General features: G+C 68.6%; 31 protein-coding genes. All 31 read right to left on the reverse strand.

The features are described 5' to 3' along the window. Window positions 1-11: 11 nt before the first annotated feature. The 31 genes from ACWFRB_RS09325 to ACWFRB_RS09475 all read right to left on the reverse strand — a co-directional run bounded on the left by ACWFRB_RS09325 (window position 12) and on the right by ACWFRB_RS09475 (window position 16,888). Window positions 12-296 carry a hypothetical protein gene (locus tag ACWFRB_RS09325; RefSeq protein ID WP_452640489.1) on the reverse strand — a complete coding sequence of 95 codons (285 nt, stop codon included), beginning with the start codon at window positions 294-296 and terminating at the stop codon, window positions 12-14. Further along, a complete protein-coding gene (locus ACWFRB_RS09330; protein ID WP_452640491.1) occupies window positions 293-814 on the reverse strand; it encodes a hypothetical protein in 522 nt (173 codons plus the stop codon). Before ACWFRB_RS09330 ends, ACWFRB_RS09325 begins: the two co-directional genes overlap by 4 nt. Next, on the reverse strand, window positions 811-1,101 hold the full coding sequence (locus tag ACWFRB_RS09335; protein WP_452640492.1) for a hypothetical protein: 291 nt from the start codon (window positions 1,099-1,101) through the stop codon (window positions 811-813). Before ACWFRB_RS09335 ends, ACWFRB_RS09330 begins: the two co-directional genes overlap by 4 nt. After that, window positions 1,094-1,462, reverse strand: a complete 369-nt coding sequence (locus ACWFRB_RS09340) for a hypothetical protein (RefSeq protein WP_452640494.1) — start codon at window positions 1,460-1,462, stop codon at window positions 1,094-1,096. The genes ACWFRB_RS09335 and ACWFRB_RS09340 overlap by 8 nt, the downstream gene beginning before the upstream one ends. Before the next feature lie 19 nt (window positions 1,463-1,481). Further along, complete coding sequence (locus ACWFRB_RS09345; RefSeq protein ID WP_452640495.1) at window positions 1,482-1,676, reverse strand: hypothetical protein; 195 nt, start codon at window positions 1,674-1,676, stop codon at window positions 1,482-1,484. Beyond that, window positions 1,673-1,882: a hypothetical protein gene (locus ACWFRB_RS09350; protein WP_452640496.1), complete on the reverse strand. Its 210-nt coding sequence runs from the start codon at window positions 1,880-1,882 to the stop codon at window positions 1,673-1,675. The genes ACWFRB_RS09345 and ACWFRB_RS09350 overlap by 4 nt, the downstream gene beginning before the upstream one ends. Window positions 1,883-1,943: 61 nt before the next feature. After that, entirely contained in the window at window positions 1,944-2,153 is a 210-nt protein-coding gene (locus ACWFRB_RS09355) for a hypothetical protein (protein ID WP_452640498.1), read from the reverse strand. Then, complete coding sequence (locus ACWFRB_RS09360; protein ID WP_452640500.1) at window positions 2,146-2,277, reverse strand: hypothetical protein; 132 nt, start codon at window positions 2,275-2,277, stop codon at window positions 2,146-2,148. The genes ACWFRB_RS09355 and ACWFRB_RS09360 overlap by 8 nt, the downstream gene beginning before the upstream one ends. After that, entirely contained in the window at window positions 2,277-2,669 is a 393-nt protein-coding gene (locus ACWFRB_RS09365) for a beta-sandwich lipoprotein (protein ID WP_452640501.1), read from the reverse strand. Before ACWFRB_RS09365 ends, ACWFRB_RS09360 begins: the two co-directional genes overlap by 1 nt. Window positions 2,670-2,999: 330 nt before the next feature. Next, window positions 3,000-3,389 (reverse strand): hypothetical protein, encoded by a 390-nt coding sequence (locus ACWFRB_RS09370; protein ID WP_452640502.1) that lies wholly within the window; start codon window positions 3,387-3,389, stop codon window positions 3,000-3,002. Then, window positions 3,386-4,207, reverse strand: a complete 822-nt coding sequence (locus ACWFRB_RS09375; protein WP_452640504.1) for a hypothetical protein — start codon at window positions 4,205-4,207, stop codon at window positions 3,386-3,388. Before ACWFRB_RS09375 ends, ACWFRB_RS09370 begins: the two co-directional genes overlap by 4 nt. Next, window positions 4,204-4,431, reverse strand: coding sequence for a hypothetical protein (locus ACWFRB_RS09380; RefSeq protein WP_452640506.1), 228 nt, complete (start codon window positions 4,429-4,431; stop codon window positions 4,204-4,206). Before ACWFRB_RS09380 ends, ACWFRB_RS09375 begins: the two co-directional genes overlap by 4 nt. Next, on the reverse strand, window positions 4,428-4,649 hold the full coding sequence (locus ACWFRB_RS09385) for a hypothetical protein (RefSeq protein WP_452640507.1): 222 nt from the start codon (window positions 4,647-4,649) through the stop codon (window positions 4,428-4,430). The genes ACWFRB_RS09380 and ACWFRB_RS09385 overlap by 4 nt, the downstream gene beginning before the upstream one ends. Before the next feature lie 49 nt (window positions 4,650-4,698). Further along, entirely contained in the window at window positions 4,699-6,285 is a 1,587-nt protein-coding gene (locus ACWFRB_RS09390) for a terminase large subunit domain-containing protein (RefSeq protein WP_452640509.1), read from the reverse strand. Next, window positions 6,282-6,761, reverse strand: a complete 480-nt coding sequence (locus ACWFRB_RS09395; RefSeq protein ID WP_452640510.1) for a hypothetical protein — start codon at window positions 6,759-6,761, stop codon at window positions 6,282-6,284. The genes ACWFRB_RS09390 and ACWFRB_RS09395 overlap by 4 nt, the downstream gene beginning before the upstream one ends. Next, entirely contained in the window at window positions 6,758-7,978 is a 1,221-nt protein-coding gene (locus tag ACWFRB_RS09400) for a DNA modification methylase (protein WP_452640511.1), read from the reverse strand. The genes ACWFRB_RS09395 and ACWFRB_RS09400 overlap by 4 nt, the downstream gene beginning before the upstream one ends. A gap of 81 nt (window positions 7,979-8,059) precedes the next feature. Further along, window positions 8,060-8,533 carry a hypothetical protein gene (locus ACWFRB_RS09405; protein WP_452640513.1) on the reverse strand — a complete coding sequence of 158 codons (474 nt, stop codon included), beginning with the start codon at window positions 8,531-8,533 and terminating at the stop codon, window positions 8,060-8,062. A gap of 73 nt (window positions 8,534-8,606) precedes the next feature. Beyond that, window positions 8,607-9,149: a hypothetical protein gene (locus ACWFRB_RS09410; protein WP_452640514.1), complete on the reverse strand. Its 543-nt coding sequence runs from the start codon at window positions 9,147-9,149 to the stop codon at window positions 8,607-8,609. Continuing rightward, window positions 9,146-10,390 carry a hypothetical protein gene (locus ACWFRB_RS09415; RefSeq protein WP_452640515.1) on the reverse strand — a complete coding sequence of 415 codons (1,245 nt, stop codon included), beginning with the start codon at window positions 10,388-10,390 and terminating at the stop codon, window positions 9,146-9,148. Before ACWFRB_RS09415 ends, ACWFRB_RS09410 begins: the two co-directional genes overlap by 4 nt. Then, on the reverse strand, window positions 10,380-10,517 hold the full coding sequence (locus tag ACWFRB_RS09420; protein WP_452640517.1) for a hypothetical protein: 138 nt from the start codon (window positions 10,515-10,517) through the stop codon (window positions 10,380-10,382). Before ACWFRB_RS09420 ends, ACWFRB_RS09415 begins: the two co-directional genes overlap by 11 nt. Continuing rightward, window positions 10,514-10,981 carry a DUF7171 family protein gene (locus ACWFRB_RS09425; protein ID WP_452640518.1) on the reverse strand — a complete coding sequence of 156 codons (468 nt, stop codon included), beginning with the start codon at window positions 10,979-10,981 and terminating at the stop codon, window positions 10,514-10,516. Before ACWFRB_RS09425 ends, ACWFRB_RS09420 begins: the two co-directional genes overlap by 4 nt. Further along, window positions 10,982-11,425, reverse strand: coding sequence for a hypothetical protein (locus ACWFRB_RS09430; RefSeq protein WP_452640519.1), 444 nt, complete (start codon window positions 11,423-11,425; stop codon window positions 10,982-10,984). It lies immediately after the preceding gene. Further along, window positions 11,422-12,390: a hypothetical protein gene (locus ACWFRB_RS09435; protein ID WP_452640521.1), complete on the reverse strand. Its 969-nt coding sequence runs from the start codon at window positions 12,388-12,390 to the stop codon at window positions 11,422-11,424. Before ACWFRB_RS09435 ends, ACWFRB_RS09430 begins: the two co-directional genes overlap by 4 nt. A gap of 4 nt (window positions 12,391-12,394) precedes the next feature. Beyond that, window positions 12,395-13,252 (reverse strand): PD-(D/E)XK nuclease-like domain-containing protein, encoded by an 858-nt coding sequence (locus ACWFRB_RS09440; RefSeq protein WP_452640522.1) that lies wholly within the window; start codon window positions 13,250-13,252, stop codon window positions 12,395-12,397. Then, window positions 13,249-13,977: an exonuclease domain-containing protein gene (locus ACWFRB_RS09445; RefSeq protein ID WP_452640523.1), complete on the reverse strand. Its 729-nt coding sequence runs from the start codon at window positions 13,975-13,977 to the stop codon at window positions 13,249-13,251. Before ACWFRB_RS09445 ends, ACWFRB_RS09440 begins: the two co-directional genes overlap by 4 nt. Before the next feature lie 100 nt (window positions 13,978-14,077). Then, a complete protein-coding gene (locus tag ACWFRB_RS09450; protein ID WP_452640524.1) occupies window positions 14,078-14,365 on the reverse strand; it encodes a hypothetical protein in 288 nt (95 codons plus the stop codon). After that, the gene (locus tag ACWFRB_RS09455) at window positions 14,362-14,559 is read right to left on the reverse strand and encodes a hypothetical protein (protein ID WP_452640526.1); all 198 of its coding nucleotides are present in this window, start codon (window positions 14,557-14,559) and stop codon (window positions 14,362-14,364) included. Before ACWFRB_RS09455 ends, ACWFRB_RS09450 begins: the two co-directional genes overlap by 4 nt. Beyond that, entirely contained in the window at window positions 14,559-14,858 is a 300-nt protein-coding gene (locus ACWFRB_RS09460; protein ID WP_452640527.1) for a hypothetical protein, read from the reverse strand. The genes ACWFRB_RS09455 and ACWFRB_RS09460 overlap by 1 nt, the downstream gene beginning before the upstream one ends. Then, window positions 14,858-15,148: a hypothetical protein gene (locus ACWFRB_RS09465; protein ID WP_452640528.1), complete on the reverse strand. Its 291-nt coding sequence runs from the start codon at window positions 15,146-15,148 to the stop codon at window positions 14,858-14,860. The genes ACWFRB_RS09460 and ACWFRB_RS09465 overlap by 1 nt, the downstream gene beginning before the upstream one ends. 115 nt (window positions 15,149-15,263) lie before the next feature. After that, window positions 15,264-15,623 (reverse strand): hypothetical protein, encoded by a 360-nt coding sequence (locus ACWFRB_RS09470; RefSeq protein ID WP_452640529.1) that lies wholly within the window; start codon window positions 15,621-15,623, stop codon window positions 15,264-15,266. 32 nt (window positions 15,624-15,655) lie between these two features. Continuing rightward, a complete protein-coding gene (locus ACWFRB_RS09475) occupies window positions 15,656-16,888 on the reverse strand; it encodes a hypothetical protein (protein ID WP_452640530.1) in 1,233 nt (410 codons plus the stop codon). Between the last annotated feature and the right edge of the window lie 49 nt (window positions 16,889-16,937).

Here is a 16,937-nt window from a genome sequence, read left to right on the forward strand (position 1 = left end):
GAAGCCAGCATTCACATTGACTCCTGGTTTCGGATGAAATCGCCCGGGTTCATCGACTGGCGGCAGGTGCCGCAGCGGTTGGTCCAGCCCGGTCGGATCTGGGCCTCGAGCGCGATGTGTCCGGCGCGGTGGTGGTCGCAGAGTGCGACGCGGGGCATGTCGGCGAGGTGCATGTGGATGTTGGCGATCCACCGCGCTGGTCGCTCGCATGGCACTCCCCGGTCGGTCAGCTCGCAGGCGGGCGCGAAGTCGAGGTGGGCGAGGTTGTCGGGGCCGAGGGCAGGGTGCTCGCTCACTTCACCCTCCGGTGGTTGCGGGTCTTGCGGGTGCGGCGCTGCTGGGTGGGGTTGTTCGCCCACATCGGCGGCGTGTGGGACGGCCGCGGGAGCGCCTGGCTCTGCGGGATCACTGGTTCAGGTTCGAGTCCGACGCTCACGGTCCACGATGGGACCTTCTCGCCGAGCCGCGCGAGGCCGCGAAATCCGCGCGCAGGCTCGACCAGGAGGACCAGTTCGTCGACTTCGTTCCAGTTCTCGTCGTACAGGCGGACACCGTCGGCGCGGCGGATGACGAGGTGGTCTACTCGGTCTTCGAGCGGCTCGAGGAACGGGTTGGGCCACAGAGTGTGTCGACGCTGCCACAGATTCCACAGCGCGTAGTACACGACAACCCACCGGGCAGGTCCCAGCAGGTGCCCGCCCAGCACCATGGACGCATACCGCTGGAACGCCGTGTCGTCCCGACCTGGCAGCGACTCCAAGAAGTCGTAGTCGCGGCCGTGCAGCATCGGTTCGCCGTCGTGGATCTCGGTCACTTTGCCTCCCTGGGGTCGTGCGTCAACTGGGGCAGGAAGACGTCGCGGATCTGCTCTCCCGCGGTAGCGGCGGCGCGGCTGAGCTCGACGAACACCGCGGCGAACGAATGGGTCACGGCCGACAGTTGTTTGAGCGCGGCCGCAGCCTCCCGGCGGGCTCGCTCTCGCTCGACCTCACGCTTCACGTCGGGCAGGCCGAGGATGGCGCGCATGGTGTCGTACGGGATGGGTTCGCCGGGCAGCCACCGGTGGACGTCGATGGTGAGACTGTTGGTTCCGTCAGGCATTGGGCACCCACTCCCCGAGGTACTGGCGGATCACGGTGGTCTCGAACTCGTCGGCGTACCGGCGGCAGTCGTCGAGCGGTTCACCGACAAAGCGGGCCTCGGTCTGGTGCACGGGGTGGCGGACGCCGTACCGGATCTCGGTCGGCAGGAGGTCCCCGAGCGCGTCGACGATCGAGGCCGCCACCTCCCGCCACGTTTCGGCGGTCTCGTCGAACGGCGGAAGCGGCTCGGGCTCGCCGTGCATCCACCTCGCCTGCGGTGTCTGGAAGCTGTTCTCGAAGTCCCGCATCTGCGAAGCCAGCTCGTGCAGTACTCGTGCGACGCGGTCGACCGCGGTGACTCGGATCTCGCTCTGGGGCATCAGATCACTCCTTCTCTGGTCATGTGCGGGCGATCTCCAGGCGGTAGCTGCTGGGGTCGGGGTTGGCGCGTTCGAGGTCGCGGGTGGCGGTGGTTTCGTTGGGGTACGCCTGGGCGGATTCGGCGATGGTCCGGCCGCCAGGCGCGCGGCGGATCCAGCGGTACTCCCCCAGGCTGTCCTGGTAGAGGCGGACGGTGTCGAGTTGGATCGTCACGTGGGGGGCTCGAGGTTGAGGGCCGCGGTGAGGCCGGCAGCGATGACGGCGAACGGTTCGTTGGTCGCGTGCTGGATGGTGGCGGTGTGGTGGCTGTTGTCGGTGAAGTCGCGGACGTGGATGTCCCATACACCGGGTGTGGTTTCGGTGGCGTCGATGGTGCCGACGACCTCGGGGGTCGTGACCTCGGTGTAAATGCGCGTCATCGGGACTCACCACCCCGACTGAACGCCCGCTCGCGGAGTCCGTCGAGGTCCAGGTCCCCGCTCACCGCGACACCGCCTTCACTGCGCGGATGTGCATAATGTCGGAATCGCGCTGATCCATCGCCCGCGACAAGTCGAAGTGGACGCGGGTGTCGTCGGGCCACTCCTCCATTGCATCGAGGATCTCTCGCAGCAGCGCCTTGTCGATGCTCCGCGGCGAGACGTGCAGTTCGAGTGCGGTCTGCACCAATGGCTTACGGGGTTCAGGCATGGCTTCTCCTGGTGGTGTCGGGGGCGTGCAGCTTCCGTTCGCGGTGCCGGCCGAAGCTGTACGCGAGGCCGAGCAGGCCGGGGATAGCCGCGGATACGGACCAGAGCGCGTCGCTGGCGCTCATCACGGCCGGTCCACGTCGGGCACGATGACTTCCGGCTTGAAGATCACCCGGTAGTGGTCCGCGCTCACGGAGGCGCCCTCCAGCTGCTCTGCGACGTAGGACACGTTGTCACTCAAGCCGAGGAAGTGCTTCTTGTACTCCCCGCCCTGGGTCTTGCAGGTGACCTCGAGCTGGTTGCCGTCGTCGTCGATGGCGCAGCGGCCCTCGATGGTGAGCAGGTAGGTGTCGGTGATGCCGTTGAAGAAGACGATCCGCCGGTTGATCTCGAACTGGTCGGCTGCCTTGGATAGGTTCTCGGACACCACGTCGGCGTCGGTTGCGCAGCCGGTCAATGCGATCCCGGCTAGTGCGATTGCTGCGATCAGCGTCTTGGGATGGGCCTTCGGGTTCACTGGGTCTCCTTCGGGGTGGCGGTGGTGAGGGGGTGGGTCAGTGGGTCTGGAGTGCAGGTCGCGAAGCCTGTGTCGGTGTGCTTCCAGCGAGCACGCCAGGTGTACGGGGTCGGCTCGATCGGCTGGTCGCAGTACCTACAGGGCATCGGTCTGCCCTCGCCTTCGCGTATCCGAGCGCCCGCGCGACAGCGAGAGCTTCCACGGCCAGTTCCCGCATCTGCCAGCGGTTGAGCACCTTCGCGGCGGGCTTCGGCATCACGCGGGTGAGCATCTGCGCCATGACGTCCTCGTCGGTGGGGGTGTCCTGTCCACAGTGGCCGCAGCGCGCGCTCATGCCTTCCCTTCCGTCTCGGCGGCAGCAGCGGACCATCGTCGGGCCTGCGCGGCACCGGCGAGGAGTGCGAGGCCCAGCTGCTCCATCTCCTCGATCGCCGCTTCATGCTCGAAGTCGTCGGCGAGGATGTTGAGCCCGTGGTTGTAGATGCGAACGTCGTAGAACGGCGTGTCCCAGCGGGCACATCGGCCGTCTCGAAGGGCGATGCGGTCGGTCGGCTCGGGCAGGGTGACGACGGCGTGCCCGGTGTTCGTGAGGGCGTCGAGGACATGGGCGGCGTGCAGGACGGAGGCCTCCGCTCGACCTACGCCTTCAGCCCCCCACCTGCACCCGCACACATGCGAGTGGATCGGCCGGTGTGCGGCGAGCACCTCCGACGGCGTCACTCGGCGCCGTCCAGAACCTCGACGAACGGGGCTAGCTCCTGCGTGGTTGTGCCACCCCAGAGCGGGCTCCACGCGGGACCAATTCCGTGGTAGCGCCAGCCTCCGTCCACCCACTCCCAGACTTCGCCGTCCGCGCCGCGCACCTCGGTCACACCGTGGGGCACCTGGTCGAGGCTGGGCCACGAACGACCCCAGCGGCGACGCACGCGGCCGCCGGTCGTCAGGGCCTCGTGCGCGCAGTTGTGCTCAGCGGGGAGCGTGCACGCCCACGGGCGGGCCGGGTCGGCGGTGTCGATCTCGCCGCAGGTCCCCGGCGGGGGCGGCTCATCGAGGGCGATGCTCACCCGGTAGCCGTCGTCGCCGAGCAGCTTGTTCAGCCGGCCCTCGATCGCCGCCACGATCGACCGCACCGGGCCGCAGGCGATCCCGAGGGGGGCGATGGACCACGGCGAATCGTCGCCAGGGAGAACGTCGACCGGACGGGCGAGACGGGTCGCCTCCCAGACCTTCTCGGCGGCCAGCCACTCGGTGATCGGCTGGAGATGGTCGATCGCGGCCCGGGCCTCGCGCCGGTAGAACCTGTGCATGTCGTTGGCCACGGGAACCGCCGCGGCGGTCAGCACGTGCGCCAGCTCCTCCACGAACCGTTCGCGGGCAGCGTCAGCCTCGAGGCGGTCGGCGGCCTCGTCGAGGTACCCCACCAACGTCGGGACCGTCATGTCCTCGACGAAGGTCTCGTTCGGGTCCAGGATGCCGAGGACGCGCACGAGTTCGCCTCGCGCTGAACGGCACTCGTCCGCGGTGATGTCGGTGGTCATGCAGTCTCTCCGGTCGCTTGAAGGGTCGGGCAGGGGTGTTGTGCGCCGCAGGTGTGGCAGATGCCGCAGCGGACCGCGCACTCGCCGTGCAGCGCCCGGACGCGCCCGAGGGCCGCGGTCAGTTCGTCGATCTGCGTGACAGCGGAGGCGATGCTGCGGCCCTGCACCTCGTCGTGGTGCGGGTATCCGTGCTGGGCGCGCTTCCGTTCGAGGCCGGCGCTCACCGTGCGCCGCCGAGGGTTTCGAGGCGTCGGAGCGCGGCATCGCGTTCGTCCCGCGCGATGCGCGCGTCGGCCTCGGCGACCACCGCGCGGCCCAGATAGCCGGCCGCGAGCCGTGACTCGCTGGCGGCGAGCTGGAGGGCCAACTGGAGTTCGCCGCGCAGCTTGTCGACGTCGGACTCGAGCAGCAGTTCGGCGATAGACGGGATGGTCTGGGGCATACCGCGACAGTACAGTTCCCCGGATACAGTGACTACTGTATCCGGGTTTCTAGCGTGTCTTGCGGGCCGCGACTCCCCGCGCGGTGGCGCTGTCGCGCTTCCGCTTCGCCACGGACGTGACCGACGCACCCGCCTGAATCGGCGGCAACAGGTCCGTTGCGAGATGCACTGCAGCATCCAATGCGCCTGGAGACCAGGTGGATCCGGGCTCCCACATCTGCCACTCCGTCTTCAGGTTGGCGAGCGATGGGTCGACGTCGAAGAACGCGCGGCCGGTGAGCACTGCCTGCGCGATCGGCTCGGCACGCAGCAGCTTCGACTTCCTCGAGTGCACCGTCACGATCCGTGGGCAGAGCGCGCGGCCGCCGATCACGCCCTCGCGTTGCAGGGCGTCCCAGGCCTGCCGAATGAGGGTGGTCGCCTGGTCGCCGCCGTAGTTCGTTTCGACGACGATGCGGTCGGCGTCGATGTCGTGGGCGAGTTCGCATGCGGCGCGGGACCATCGGTCCGACGTCATGCGGGCGGTGCGGTCGCGGGTCCAGTAGAACTTCCCATCGGTACCGAGGTGGCCGGCGACGATGCCGGCAGTGTCGCGGCCGCCGCCGGACGGATCGACACCTACTCCCGCGATCTTCGCCGCTGCGGATCCGCGCGTGGCGGCGCGAATGTGCTCTTCGGTGAGGAGGGTGCCTTCCGAGTCGAACGGCATGCCCTGGTCGAGTGCGTTCCAGTCGCGGGTGGTCGATGCCTTCTTGATGCGCGTCCAGTGGGCGTTCAGCGCGGCACTGTCGCCATCCTGGATCCGCGGGTGAGAGAGCGGTTCGCCGGGCGCGCGCCCGAGGGGGTCGTCGTACACGCCCTTCGCCGGGTCGGGTGACATCGCGAGCGCGGGCAGGTGCAGCACACGCCATTCGCCGCCGTCCTCGACGCGACCGTCCCGGGCGAGGAGCTTCCCGGCGAGGTCCTGTTGGTGCCAGCGGGTCATGACGATGACCTGGCGGGCTTCGGGGGCCATGCGGGAGATGAACGCGGAGCTGTACCAGTCCCATACGCCTTCGCGGATGGTCGGGCTGTCGGCGGCGGCGCGGTCGGCGAGTGGGTCGTCGATGATGCCGAGGTCCATCTGGTTGCCGGTGAGGCCTCCGCGGGTTCCTCGGGCGCGCATGCCGCCGCCGGTCGTGAGTGTCCAGTCGGAGCGTGTGGATTCGTCGTCGCGGAGGCGTAGGCCGTACCCGGCGCCGTGGGCGTTGATGAGGTCGCGGCATGCGGCGCTGTGGGTGTTGGCGAGCTGCGCGGCGTAGGAGCCGAGGATGACGCGGTCCTGCGGTCGGTGGGTGAGCCACCAGAACGGGAACCAGCGTGACACCCGCGAGGACTTCCCGACCTGAGGTGGGGTGAAGATCATCAGCTTGCCGTTGGGGGTGGCGAGCAGGTTGGTCAGCTCGCGGTCGATGAGCTCGAGGTGTGGGCGCTGCACGGTGAGCGTTGGTTCGTGCCGCATCGCGAGGATGCCGGGGCTGGTGGCGTCGTTGATGGGGATCCCGTTGCGGGCGCATTCCTCGGCGAGGCGGTCGCGGAGGTACTGCTTCTCGCGGATAGGTAGTTCACGCCAGGCCCCGGTCTCGAGCGCGGTCACGTCGATCCTCCTTGGTACTCGGTGGCGGGCTCGATCACCGGGAAGGTCGGCCGGCCATCGAGTTTGCCGAGGAGCTTCTCGACTTCGGCGTCGAGTTCGCTGCGTGTGGAGATGGTGACGTCGGATCGGATTGGCGCGGTCAGGCCGAGGAGTTTCATCTGGCGGTCGATGATGCGGAGGCAGGTGTCGGCGGCGCTGGCGTCGCCTCGGACGGCCTTCACGTACTGCGGCCGCCAGAGCGCGTCGAGACGGGCGAGGGTGATGGTGAGGGCTTGATCGGCGAGTGCGGCGCGGCGTTCGGCGTGCTCGGCGAGGGCCTTGGTGACGGCGTTGTGGGCGGCGCCGCGGCTGGCGTAGCCGATCTGGTCGGCGATCTGCTGGTTGGTGGCGCCGCCGATGAGCAGCTGCAGGGCGCGTTCATGCCGGTCGCCTGCTTTGGCGCGGGCGCGGCGGGAGTTGTGGGTCTGCATGGTCACGCCGCCAGTTCGGCTGGCTGGCCGGAGATCGCTTCCCACCGGTCGAGGATGACCTCGGCGTAGCAGGGGTCGAGCTCGACGAGCGCGGCGCGGTGGCCGGCGAGGAAGGCGGCGGCGAGGGTGGAGCCGCTGCCAGCGAATAGGTCGAGCACGATTCCGCCCGGTGGGCAGGAATTGCTGATCAGCGGGACGATCAGGTCGACAGGCTTCATCGTGGGGTGGGTCTGGTTGGCAGTCGGTTTGTCGACGTGCAGGACGGTGCTCGCGGCGTTGTCGCCGTGCCAGTAGTCGCCGCCGCGGCCGAGACGCCCGACGCCGGGCCCGGTGGCAGTGAAGCCGTACAAGATCGGTTCGTGCTGCCAGTGGTAGTCGCTGCGACCCATGACGAGCTGGTTCTTCACCCAGATGAGGTTCTGCCGCACAGTGATCCCCGCGGCACGCAGCGCGGTGTCGAAGGTGACGCGTTCAGTGTCGGCGTGCGCGACGTACACAGGGGCGCCGGGGCGCGCGACCGCAGCGGCGGTGGCGAATGCGTCGGCGAGGAGCTGGTCGAGGCCGTTGGTGGTGTCGTTCGAGATGGTCAGGGCCTGCTTCGTCTTGCCGATGTAGTCGACGCCGTAGGGCGGGTCGGTCCAGATGCAGTCCGCGGTGTCTCCGGCGAGCATCGCGCGGACGGCGTCGGTGTCGGTGCAGGAGCCGACGTAGAGGCGGTGGGGGCCGAGGTGCCATACCTGTCCGACGGCGGCACGGGTTGGGCTGTCGGGGCGCGGTGGCGCGTCGTCGGGGTCGGTGAGCGGTTGGGGTGGGTTCTGTTGCCGGTCGAGCAGCGCGAGGTCCTCGTCGCTGTACCCGGTGCCTTCGAGGATGTCGAGGTCGTTGAGGACTGCGAGGAGCAGGTTGGGGTCGACGCCGGGGCCGAGGTCGGCGAGGCGGTTGTCGGCGACGAGGATCCGGCGGGCGGTCTGTTCGTCGCAGTCGATGAATTCGACGCGGATGGTGGTGTGACCCTTCGCCCGTGCGGCTTCCCAGAGGTGGTGGCCGGCGAGGATGGTGCCGTCGATGTGGGCGACGATCGCGCGGTATTGGCCGAAGGTGTCGAGGGATTGGGCGAGGGCGTCGACGTCGCCGCGGTTCGGATTCTGGGGGTGCGCGTGTAGTTCGTCGACGCTGACTTCGCGGGTTCCGTGAACGGTGACGACGGGCGTACTGACGGGCATGCGGGGCCTCCCTGTGTTGTGCCGCTATGGGTTTCCTGCTCGGGGCCGCGTCAGGGAAGGGTTCCGCGGGGGCGTCGGGGGTCAGGTCAGCTGGCCACCTGCCTCCTGGGGTTGCGGTGCGGGGACTCCGGATCGAAGTGCCTCGGTGAGCTTCTCGATCTCGTCGTCGATCGCCGAACGGGTGTGCACGGTCAGCTCCGACTTCTGCGGCGCCGCGAGCCCGAGAAGCTTCGCCTGCGAATCGAGGACACCGCGCGCCGCTGCGACGAGCTGCGATTTCCCGACGAGCTGACCCTTCGCTTCGGCGGCCTCGATCGCCTCCCACGCCTTCGCGTACAGCGCCTCGTAGCGGGCGTTGACGACTTCGCGGTAGTCGTCGACGGTTTCGCCTTCGACGCGGTCGAGGACGCCCTTCACGGCGCGGTGCGCGGTGCTCTTGTCGTGGTACCCCCAGGCTTCGGCGACCTCGGCCCATTGCATGCCGTCGCGGCGGTCGCGCATGGCGCCGAGGGCGCGTTCGCGGTCGCTGATGCCCTCGGGTTTGAGGCTTGGCATTGGGTGTCTCCGGGGTCGTGTTGGCCTGGCATGGGTTGGCGGTATCGGTGGTGTCGGTGTGAGTGTATCCGCGTTAGTCGGGCCACACGATTTTCGCCACGGCGAGCTTGTGTCGTTCGAGGACTGGGTAGGGCATGGGGCGGCCGAGGTGTTGGGCGGCGATGGTGGCGAAGCAGAGTGCGTCGGCTTGGTCGTCGCCGCGGATTTCGGTGTTGGGCCAGAGTTTCGCGATGGCCATGGCGACGTCGGCTTTGCCTGCGTTGCCTTTGTCGGTGGCCCATTTGGCGCGGGTGGTGGGTGGGCAGACGGCGGTGGGGATGCCGAGGGCGGTGAGGGCTTGGAAGAGCATCCACCAGTAGCCGGCGCGGTCGTGGATGCCGGCGCCTTGGGCGGCGTAGGCGGGGCCTTCGATGATGGCGAGCGTGGTGTTGCGTGGGACGAGGCCCATGGTGTGGTTGCGGAGGTTGGTGAGGCGGGTGGCGCGTTGTTGCCAGGTGTCGGATTTGCGGCCGGTGCTGGCGATGGTGTGGAGCTCGGGGGTGGTGTCGGGTCGGATGATCGCGAGTCCGGTGCCGGTGAGGCTGGGGTCGATCCCGACGACGGGACCGATGGTCACGCGGGCTCCGGTGCGGTCGTCGAGGAGGCGTTGGTGGCGTTGGGCGCGGGTGATGCGTCCGAGGTGGGCGGGGAGGTTCTGGAGTTCGTGTGTGCCGGTGCGGTCGGTGACGGTGCAGGGTTGGCCGGCGTGGGCGCGGCAGTGTTGGCAGGCGACGGTGAGGGCGAGGTCTCGGTCGGTGAGTTGCTGGAGGTCGGGGTTTCGCATTCGGGCTCCTGGGGCTTGGTGAGGGCTGCTCGGGCGAGTGCGGCGCCGCGGCGGTTGATTTCGGCTTGGGCGGGGTTGTGGTTGCACACCTGGGTGCCGAGGTACCCGTCGGCGTCGCAGAGGTCGCAGGCTTCGATCTGGCGGCGGACGAGTGCTGCTTGCTGCTCGCGTTCGGCTCGGGCGGTCTCGACGCGGTGGCGGGCCTGCTCGGTGTCCCAGGCTTCGCGGGCGGTCCGTGCGTCGCCGCAGGCGCGGCACGGGGCGTCGGTTCCGTCGGGGTGCTTGGGGCAGCGGGGGCTCGGTGCGGAGGCTTCGCGGGCGGGCTCGTGAGCGTGCTCGCGCGTCCCCCCAACGTAACCACCTCTGGAAGGTGACCCTGCAACCTCAACCTCAACCACAACCGGGGGTTTCGACAACCCTTTGGCAAAGGGTTTCGGTAGGGGTTCCATTTCCCCAGGTCGCGGTAACCCTTCCTCAAACCCTTCGGGAAAGTCTTCTGCAAAGGGTTCCGCAAAGGGTTTCGACAACCCTTCCGAAAGGGTCTCGAGGTGAGCCACGGCCTCACCGAACAGCCGAGGCAGGTCCTTCCTCAGTCGGACTGCCTTGAGCGACTCACCGTTGACCGTAGGCAGGGTGAGCCGCGCGAGCTCAGAGCGCAGAACAGCGGCCAACTTCGGCGACTCAAGCTGAGCGGCCGCCCGCAGTCCGCTGACCAACACGTTCGGCTGCTTGTCGACCTCGTCGCGGCGCATGAACGACCGGATGAGGACCTCGCCGGTGTCGTCGTCGGTGAAGACGTAGTCGTTGCGCTCGAGCCGGACCAAGGCGGCCTTGGCCTCCAGTTCAGTCGGCATGGCGTCGCCTTCGCGGATGGCCTTGCGCCACCGCTTGAGGTTGATCGGGGTGACGCCGGCGTAGTTCAACGACGGCTGGCCGAGCAGCGTCATGTACAGGAACTTGTCGACGTTCGGCTGGGTGGTGAAGTGGTCGTCGGTGAACATGGAGAACCATGCCTTGCCATACTCACGTGGCATTGTGGGCCTCCTCCTTGGGGTCGATGATGTCGGCGAGGGCGGTGCATACGATCACCCCCGCGGCCAGCGCCCCCGCCGCCGCGAGTGCGGCGACGGAGGCGATGGTTCGGGGGTTGGAGCAGGTCACGCGTTGCCCGAGAACGAGGGCAGCGGGTGCACATTGCTGCCGCTCTCGGACTCGTCGTCGGCGTCTTCCTGCTTGGCGATCTCCAGCCGCGCTGCTGCCGCCTGCTCGTCGGCTTCGCGTTCGGAGTCGGTGCGCTCGTCCGCCCCGGACCCGTTGTAGTCGCCGTAGTCGTCGCCCTCCCCTGACCCGTATGGCAGCTCAGGCTCGTCGGGCTTCTCCGGTGCCCGCTTCGCCATGGAGCCGATCTCGGCCTCGACGACCTTCCACTTCACGTGCTTGCGGACGCCCTCGTCGACCTTCTCGTCCATAACGGCCTTGCATTCGACGGTGACACTCATGACGCGCTGCTCGCCCGGCGTCGGGACGTGCTCGAACTGCTCGGGCGGCGACGACATGAACGAGTACTTCGCCATGCCCTCGACGGTTCCCTTGTCGCCGTTCGGGTTCTCCTTGACGATGGCCATCTACTTCTCCTTCTCGGGTTGGGTGGTGCGATTGATCTCGGCCCATTCGGTGAGCTGATCGGTGTCGCCGAACTGGGCGGTGGTGACGCCCAGCGCGGTCGCGGCGGCGAGCGCGAGGGTGGCGTGCACCTGGGCGCGAGCGAGGATGGTGTCGGCGAACCGATGCGCACGGTCGCGGGTCGCCTGGCTGTCCCCGTTCAGGCGACGCGAATCGGAGAGGTACTCGCCCGCGACCTCGATCAGACGCTCCGCTTCGCGGTAGTTCTCAGGGCCAGTCCAGTGCCGCTCGGCCGCGTTCGCCTCGCGGTACGACTCGGCCCGCTCGAGGGCGTGCTCGACGCCCTCGGAGTAGCCACGCAGCGCGACCGGGTCGTCGTAGTACCCCGACTGCTGCGCGTCGCGAACCATGAGGCCGTGGGCACGCTCGCGGTCTGCGGCGTTCACTGCTGCGCTTTGGCGGCGTCGGCGGCCTGGGCCTTCTCGAGGAAGTCGATGATCTGCCCGGCCTCGGTCTTGGTCAGGTCCTTGGTTGACGTGATCAGCCGACGCAGTTCGGTCGACAGCCAGTCGTGCTTCGCGGTGTCGGTGGTGAGGCCTTCTTTCCCGAGCACCACGTGCAGCTTCTTGAGCTGCGGCGGGGTGATCAATGGATCGCTGACCTGCTCGGTGTCTGGTTTTGCACCCGAATCCGAGGGGGCTTCCGTAGGCGCCGAGTCCGGCTCCGGATCGACTTCCACCATCTCGGTGACGTCGATCGGCTCCGGCTCCCCCGCCGGCACAATGCCGAGCGAGTCCGCGATGCCAGTCGGCAAGTCGAGCCGCTCGACGGTCGCGCGGATCGGTCGCGTGTCCTCCATCTCCTCGCGGGAGTAGGGCATGCCGAGGAGGCAGTCCGGCGCGGTGCGCCGCGAGCACTCGGCAGTCGCGCGCGCGTACAGCATGTTCTCGAGCTCGGTGTCGTACTTCCTGTTCGAGAAGTACCCAGCCTTCCGCGCCCGGTCCGCGGTCCACTCGGAGCGCTCGATCTTGTCGCTACCGCTCCGGCGGCCGCAGACGACGACCCGGCCCGGTTCCACTGTCTCGGTCCAGATCTCGTGACCGTTAGCCTGCACGACGGCCTTCATGACCTTCGCGAACGTCGACGGGGTTCCATGGACGATGAAGATGTTCTGCAACGCGGCGATCGCGTCGAGGCCCCACTTCGCGCCGGCCATGATGGCGACCGCCCCGTCCTCGGGCTTGCCGCGGAAGTGCTGCGGGACGAGGGCGGTCTTGCAGATCGACTTCGCGAGCGTGTAGGCGTGATCCAGCTGCTGGACCTGCTCGGCGAGGGCGCTGCTGATGGAGATTGGGCTCGGCGCCGCGACCACACCACTCGGGTTGTTGATCGCGATCTCGGTGCTGCTCATGTCGTCAGTACTCCTCTTCGGTGAATGCCCACTTGGGCAGGGTGATCGGGAAGATGTCGTGCTCCCAGCCGGGCCAGCGGCCGGTCCGGGTGCAGTCGGCGAACGTGTTGATCGCGCGGCGGTTTCGCTTCCGGCCCTCGTCGACGGAGCTGGGATCGAACCTCGTGACCGACACGAGGTACGGAGGTTCCTTCGACTGCGCGACGAACAGGAACTCGGGGTCGTCATCGAGGCCTGCGACGATGACCTGGTCGACGTACCAGGCGTCCTGGCAGTGGTAGCCGAAGTCCGCGGCGTGCCGCGCGAACACCCGCGGGTCGGCGTCGACGGTGGACTTGTAGTCCACGATCAGCAGCCGCAGCCCGGGCCGGGTCATCAGATCCGGTCGGGTCCGGAGCCGGACGCCGGTGTCCGGGTCAGTGGTGTAGATCGACTGCTCAGCCTGCCCGCCGGCCGCGAACAGGACGCTCGCGATCGGGTGGGCGTTGATCGCCGCGGCCATGTCGCGGACCTTCTGCATCTCGTCCGGCTTGAGCGCAACGGCACCGTCGGTGCGGGCCTTGGCCACGAACGCCTTCGCGTCCTTGGTGCTGACCGCGCCGTTCGACGCCAGGTACTCCGTGGGGATCTCCCGAAGCTCGGACCCGACACCGAGGATCATCGAGTGCGCGGCGTGCCCGAAGTCGAACTCCTTCTTCGGCGGACGCGGGTGATCCTGCTCGTATCGAAAGCGCGCCGGCGACTTCAGGATCGCCCGCGCACCCGAAGACGACAGCGAGTCATGGTCGCCGTGGTAGACGTGGTCCGGGATCCCGTCGAACACACCGTTCTCGGTGGGTGCGCTCACCAGCTCCGCGGTCATGCTGCACCTCGGATCGGCCAGTCGCCCACGACCGTGGCGGCGCGCGCGAGAAGCTCAGCGGCCTTCTCCTCGTCGGGTTCCTGGCCAGCCGTACGCCGCAGGTACTTCACGTAGTCGTCCTGCCGGGCCCGGTGCCACTCGGCCTGCTGCGCCATCAGCTCGGCGGAGGTGAGCTTCATCAACCCGGGGTTGTTGTGGCCCAGGACCCAGGCCAGTCGAGCGGCGGCCAGCGCGTCTGCGTCCGCGGTGTGCGCGTTGTCGAGTCGGATCCCGTAGTGCGCACACGTCACGTCGAGCGTGCGCTTCCCCTTCCGGTATTTGTCGACCTCGCGGTCGATGACGAACGGATCGACGATCGGACCGAAGTCGAGCGCCGGATATCCGAGGCGCGCGCCCTCGCGATCGACGATGGTGAAGTCGAAGGAGGCGTTGTACGCGGCGATCACGCGACCCTCGAGCCAGGCCCGCTCCACCGCGGTCCTGATCTCCTCGTACCCGTCGGCGTATGGGGCACCCTCGGCGCGGGCCCGGTCGGTGGTGATGCCGTGCACCGCTGAGGCACCGTCGGGGATCTCGATTCCCGGATCGAGCAGCCACGTCTGCGTGCGGGTCTCCTTGCCATCGATGACGGTGAGGCAGGCGGTGACGATCTGGGCGGTGAGCGGGTCGGGGCCGGTGGTTTCGAGGTCGAACGCTGCGAGTGGTGATTCGGTCCAGCTGGTCACAGTGCACCTCCGAGGGTGAGGATGGCGCCGACTGCGAGGCAGGCGGCGAGGTAGATGACGCGGGCTCGAGTGAGCGCGGCGCCCTGGGGGTAACGGGGAGTCATCGGCGTCTCCTGTTCGTGGTGGTGGCTTTCGCGCGGGCGCGGCGCCGGTACTCGTCGGCGTTGGGGCACTGCGCGAAATGGCTTCGGTAGAGCTGGAGGCCGGCGGCGCGCATGCCTGCCGCCTGGCCGGGGGTGACCACCACCGCGGTGGGTAGTGGGGCGGTGAAGGTGACGGAGAGGTTCCCGTCGCGGCTGGGTAGGTGGTCGATCGGCATCCGCTCGGACGTGGCGGTGGCTGCGAAGAAGATTCGGGCGCCGCAGGCCTTGCAGCTGGTCGGTTTCACCGGGCACCGTCCTTGAACGACAGGTTGTCGGGGTGGGTCGGGATCGGGTCGGGGCTGGACCTGTAGCGCACGAGCACCATTCGGCCCGCCACGCCCGCGATGCGGCCGTGCTCGGTGACCTCGCGGGTGGCCGGGCTGCTGTACGCGACCAGTTCGCCGCGGTTGGCGCGGGCTTCGGCGAGGGTGATGGGCATCAGGACACCACCCCGCGAGTGCGCAGGACGTTCGCGACCTTGATCTGGGCGATCCGCTCAACGCGAGCGGTGCGCGCACTGAGCGGCTCGCCCGGGTCCACCCATACGGCGAGCGCCATGATGACCTGCGCCATCTGCGCAGGACTGCGCATGCACTGGTCGGTCAGGTGGTCGTGCAGTGCACGGGTGTCGCTCTCGCGGACCTCCTCGCACACGTTGTGCGCGAAGTCGGCGATCTCGTCCGTGTCGGCCCAGTAGCCGAGCGACGCCTTGACGGTGCAGTTCTTCGGCCGGGGCATCACAGCACCCCGTTCGCTTCGTCCACCGCGGCGTCGTGCGCCCGGTCCGCTGCGGCGCCGTCGTCGAACGCGGGCGGATCCTGCTGCGGCAGCGGATGGGCGACCGCGTAGGCCTGCACGGTGTCCTCGGGCAGCACCACCTCGACATAGATGGTGGGACGTCCATCGCGGCCGGCGCGGGCATGGCGCTCGGCGCTCGCCACCGTCCACTTGCGATGCCCCGCAGGCGCGCCCAGCTCTTCGACCAGATCGGCCAGGTACTCGCGCACGAGTTCCTCGAGGGCGCTCATCGGCCACCTGCCGCGAAGTAGAGGACGGGACCGAAGAATCCGCCTGTGGCGTAGGCGATCCACATCTCGACCGAGAAAAGCCGCGTGCGGAGCCAGGCCCAGTACTCGCGGGCGTTCACAGGGCACCACCGGCGATCTCGTTGCGCTGCGCCTGCATTCGGCGGAGCGCGATCGTTGTCTCCGTGTACTCGCGCGCCATCTTGAGGTCCTCGGCACGCAGCTCCCACGAGCTGTCTTCGGCTTCGACCGCCGCTTCGGCGTGCTCGCGTGCCGCGACCTCCATGCGATCAGCGAGCTCAGTCAGGGGCATATCGAGTGCCGCCGGCACCGCGACGAGAATCGGCCCCTGGGCGGCCCGGTACTGCTCGGCCGAGAACGTCGGCGCAGCCAGAACCTCTTGGTCACTCGAGACCTCGACGCGGACTCGGCCGCCGGTCTCGAGGCTGGTCGTGATCGAGATGTGGCCGTCGATCATGCGGCTGGACGGAACTGCCCTCGCGTCGGTACTCATGCCTTCACCGACCCGTCCTCGATGACCACGCCGACGGTCCCGGACTCGTCGACCCGCTCGATCCACACCTGGAAACCGCCCGCGGTGGCCATCTCCTCGATCAGCGCGAGGTTCTCGGAGTCGAGGAGCGACCCGTCGGTGATGCGGATGACGCGGATCCGCGGGTTCAGCGCCATCGCCATGGCGACCGACACCCGCAGCCGCTCAGCGGCCGACGCCTGCGCGAACGGCACACCGCCGTACGTGACGCCCTCGTCGTCGAAACCCAGCCCGGGCACAGGGAACTCGGCAGCAGCAAGGCCCGCCGACCTCACGCCGTCGAGTTCGGCGATCTTCGCCGTCAACGCGTCGTACTCGGCCTTCGTGTCCGCGAGCTGCGCGGCTACACGGTCGCGTTCCTGCCGCTGCCGCACCGTCGCATTGGTCGACTCCGCGCTGTCGATCTTCAATCGGATCGCCTCTACGTCCGGGAGGTCACCGACCTTCGACTGCTGACCGAGCGCGATGGCGAGGTTCCCGCGGTTGTTCTCGAGGAGCTGCCGCGCCCGCTCGACCTCCTGCTCGGCGTAGTCGACCGCGTCCTGCGCTGTGCGCACCGCGCCGGCCGCGCGCTCCGCGGCGAGCTGCATCGCCGTAGCCGCGTCCAGCTCAGCCATCAGCTCGGACACCGACACCAGCTCGTCAGGGGTATCGACAGGGAACGCAAGGTACCCGTCGAGTTGGCCCTGCAGCTGCTTCACCGTGCGGCCGAGATCGGTGCGGTCCTCGAATACCGAGGCGCGGCGCGCGGCGAGGTCGGCTGGGTTGAACGGCAACTCGACCAGCTGCAGCAGCTCAGCCTGCTGCGCCTTCGCGGACAGCGATGCGAAAGCGAGCGGATCGAAGGACAGTCGACCAATCAGCTCGTCCAGCATCTTCTGCGGCGAGCCGTACCGCGCACCCTCGACGGACTCGACTTTCAGCGCGGTCTTCTCCCCAGACCACGTACGCGTCACGACGATGTCGCCCAGATCGACGGTGACCCGGGCGCTCTCCTCGCCATCCCGGATCGGGCGGGTCGTCGTCGTGCCCTTCGCTGCGGCCGAACCCGCGAGGGCGGCCCAGATCGCGTCGATGACCGAGCTCTTCCCCTGCGCGTTACGGCCGGCGATCGTTACCGTCGCGGCGGCGGGGTCCGGGGTGATCTCCACCGCGGTCAGCCGCTTGTAGTTCTCAGCGACCAGTCTCACCACACGCAATCCCGTGTCGGCGCTGGTCGTTGTCGTATCGTTTGGCATG

The sequence above is a fragment of the Rhodococcus sp. NPDC055112 genome, assembly GCF_053607505.1.

Bases quoted from the DNA above. Each gene is read 5' to 3' on its own strand.
- ACWFRB_RS09455 (WP_452640526.1), bottom strand. From the start codon at position 14,559: ATGCCCATCACCCTCGCCGAAGCCCGCGCCAACCGCGGCGAACTGGTC.
- ACWFRB_RS09465 (WP_452640528.1), bottom strand. From the start codon at position 15,148: ATGAGCGCCCTCGAGGAACTCGTGCGCGAGTACCTGGCCGATCTGGTC.
- ACWFRB_RS09355 (WP_452640498.1), bottom strand. From the start codon at position 2,153: ATGCCTGAACCCCGTAAGCCATTGGTGCAGACCGCACTCGAACTGCAC.
- ACWFRB_RS09400 (WP_452640511.1), bottom strand. From the start codon at position 7,978: ATGCCCGTCAGTACGCCCGTCGTCACCGTTCACGGAACCCGCGAAGTC.
- ACWFRB_RS09360 (WP_452640500.1), bottom strand. From the start codon at position 2,277: ATGAGCGCCAGCGACGCGCTCTGGTCCGTATCCGCGGCTATCCCCGGC.
- ACWFRB_RS09470 (WP_452640529.1), bottom strand. From the start codon at position 15,623: ATGATCGACGGCCACATCTCGATCACGACCAGCCTCGAGACCGGCGGC.
- ACWFRB_RS09425 (WP_452640518.1), bottom strand. From the start codon at position 10,981: ATGGCCATCGTCAAGGAGAACCCGAACGGCGACAAGGGAACCGTCGAG.
- ACWFRB_RS09340 (WP_452640494.1), bottom strand. From the start codon at position 1,462: ATGCCCCAGAGCGAGATCCGAGTCACCGCGGTCGACCGCGTCGCACGA.
- ACWFRB_RS09375 (WP_452640504.1), bottom strand. From the start codon at position 4,207: ATGACCACCGACATCACCGCGGACGAGTGCCGTTCAGCGCGAGGCGAA.
- ACWFRB_RS09350 (WP_452640496.1), bottom strand. From the start codon at position 1,882: ATGACGCGCATTTACACCGAGGTCACGACCCCCGAGGTCGTCGGCACC.
- ACWFRB_RS09435 (WP_452640521.1), bottom strand. From the start codon at position 12,390: ATGAGCAGCACCGAGATCGCGATCAACAACCCGAGTGGTGTGGTCGCG.
- ACWFRB_RS09440 (WP_452640522.1), bottom strand. From the start codon at position 13,252: ATGACCGCGGAGCTGGTGAGCGCACCCACCGAGAACGGTGTGTTCGAC.
- ACWFRB_RS09460 (WP_452640527.1), bottom strand. From the start codon at position 14,858: ATGCCCCGGCCGAAGAACTGCACCGTCAAGGCGTCGCTCGGCTACTGG.
- ACWFRB_RS09385 (WP_452640507.1), bottom strand. From the start codon at position 4,649: ATGCCCCAGACCATCCCGTCTATCGCCGAACTGCTGCTCGAGTCCGAC.
- ACWFRB_RS09415 (WP_452640515.1), bottom strand. From the start codon at position 10,390: ATGCCACGTGAGTATGGCAAGGCATGGTTCTCCATGTTCACCGACGAC.
- ACWFRB_RS09335 (WP_452640492.1), bottom strand. From the start codon at position 1,101: ATGCCTGACGGAACCAACAGTCTCACCATCGACGTCCACCGGTGGCTG.
- ACWFRB_RS09405 (WP_452640513.1), bottom strand. From the start codon at position 8,533: ATGCCAAGCCTCAAACCCGAGGGCATCAGCGACCGCGAACGCGCCCTC.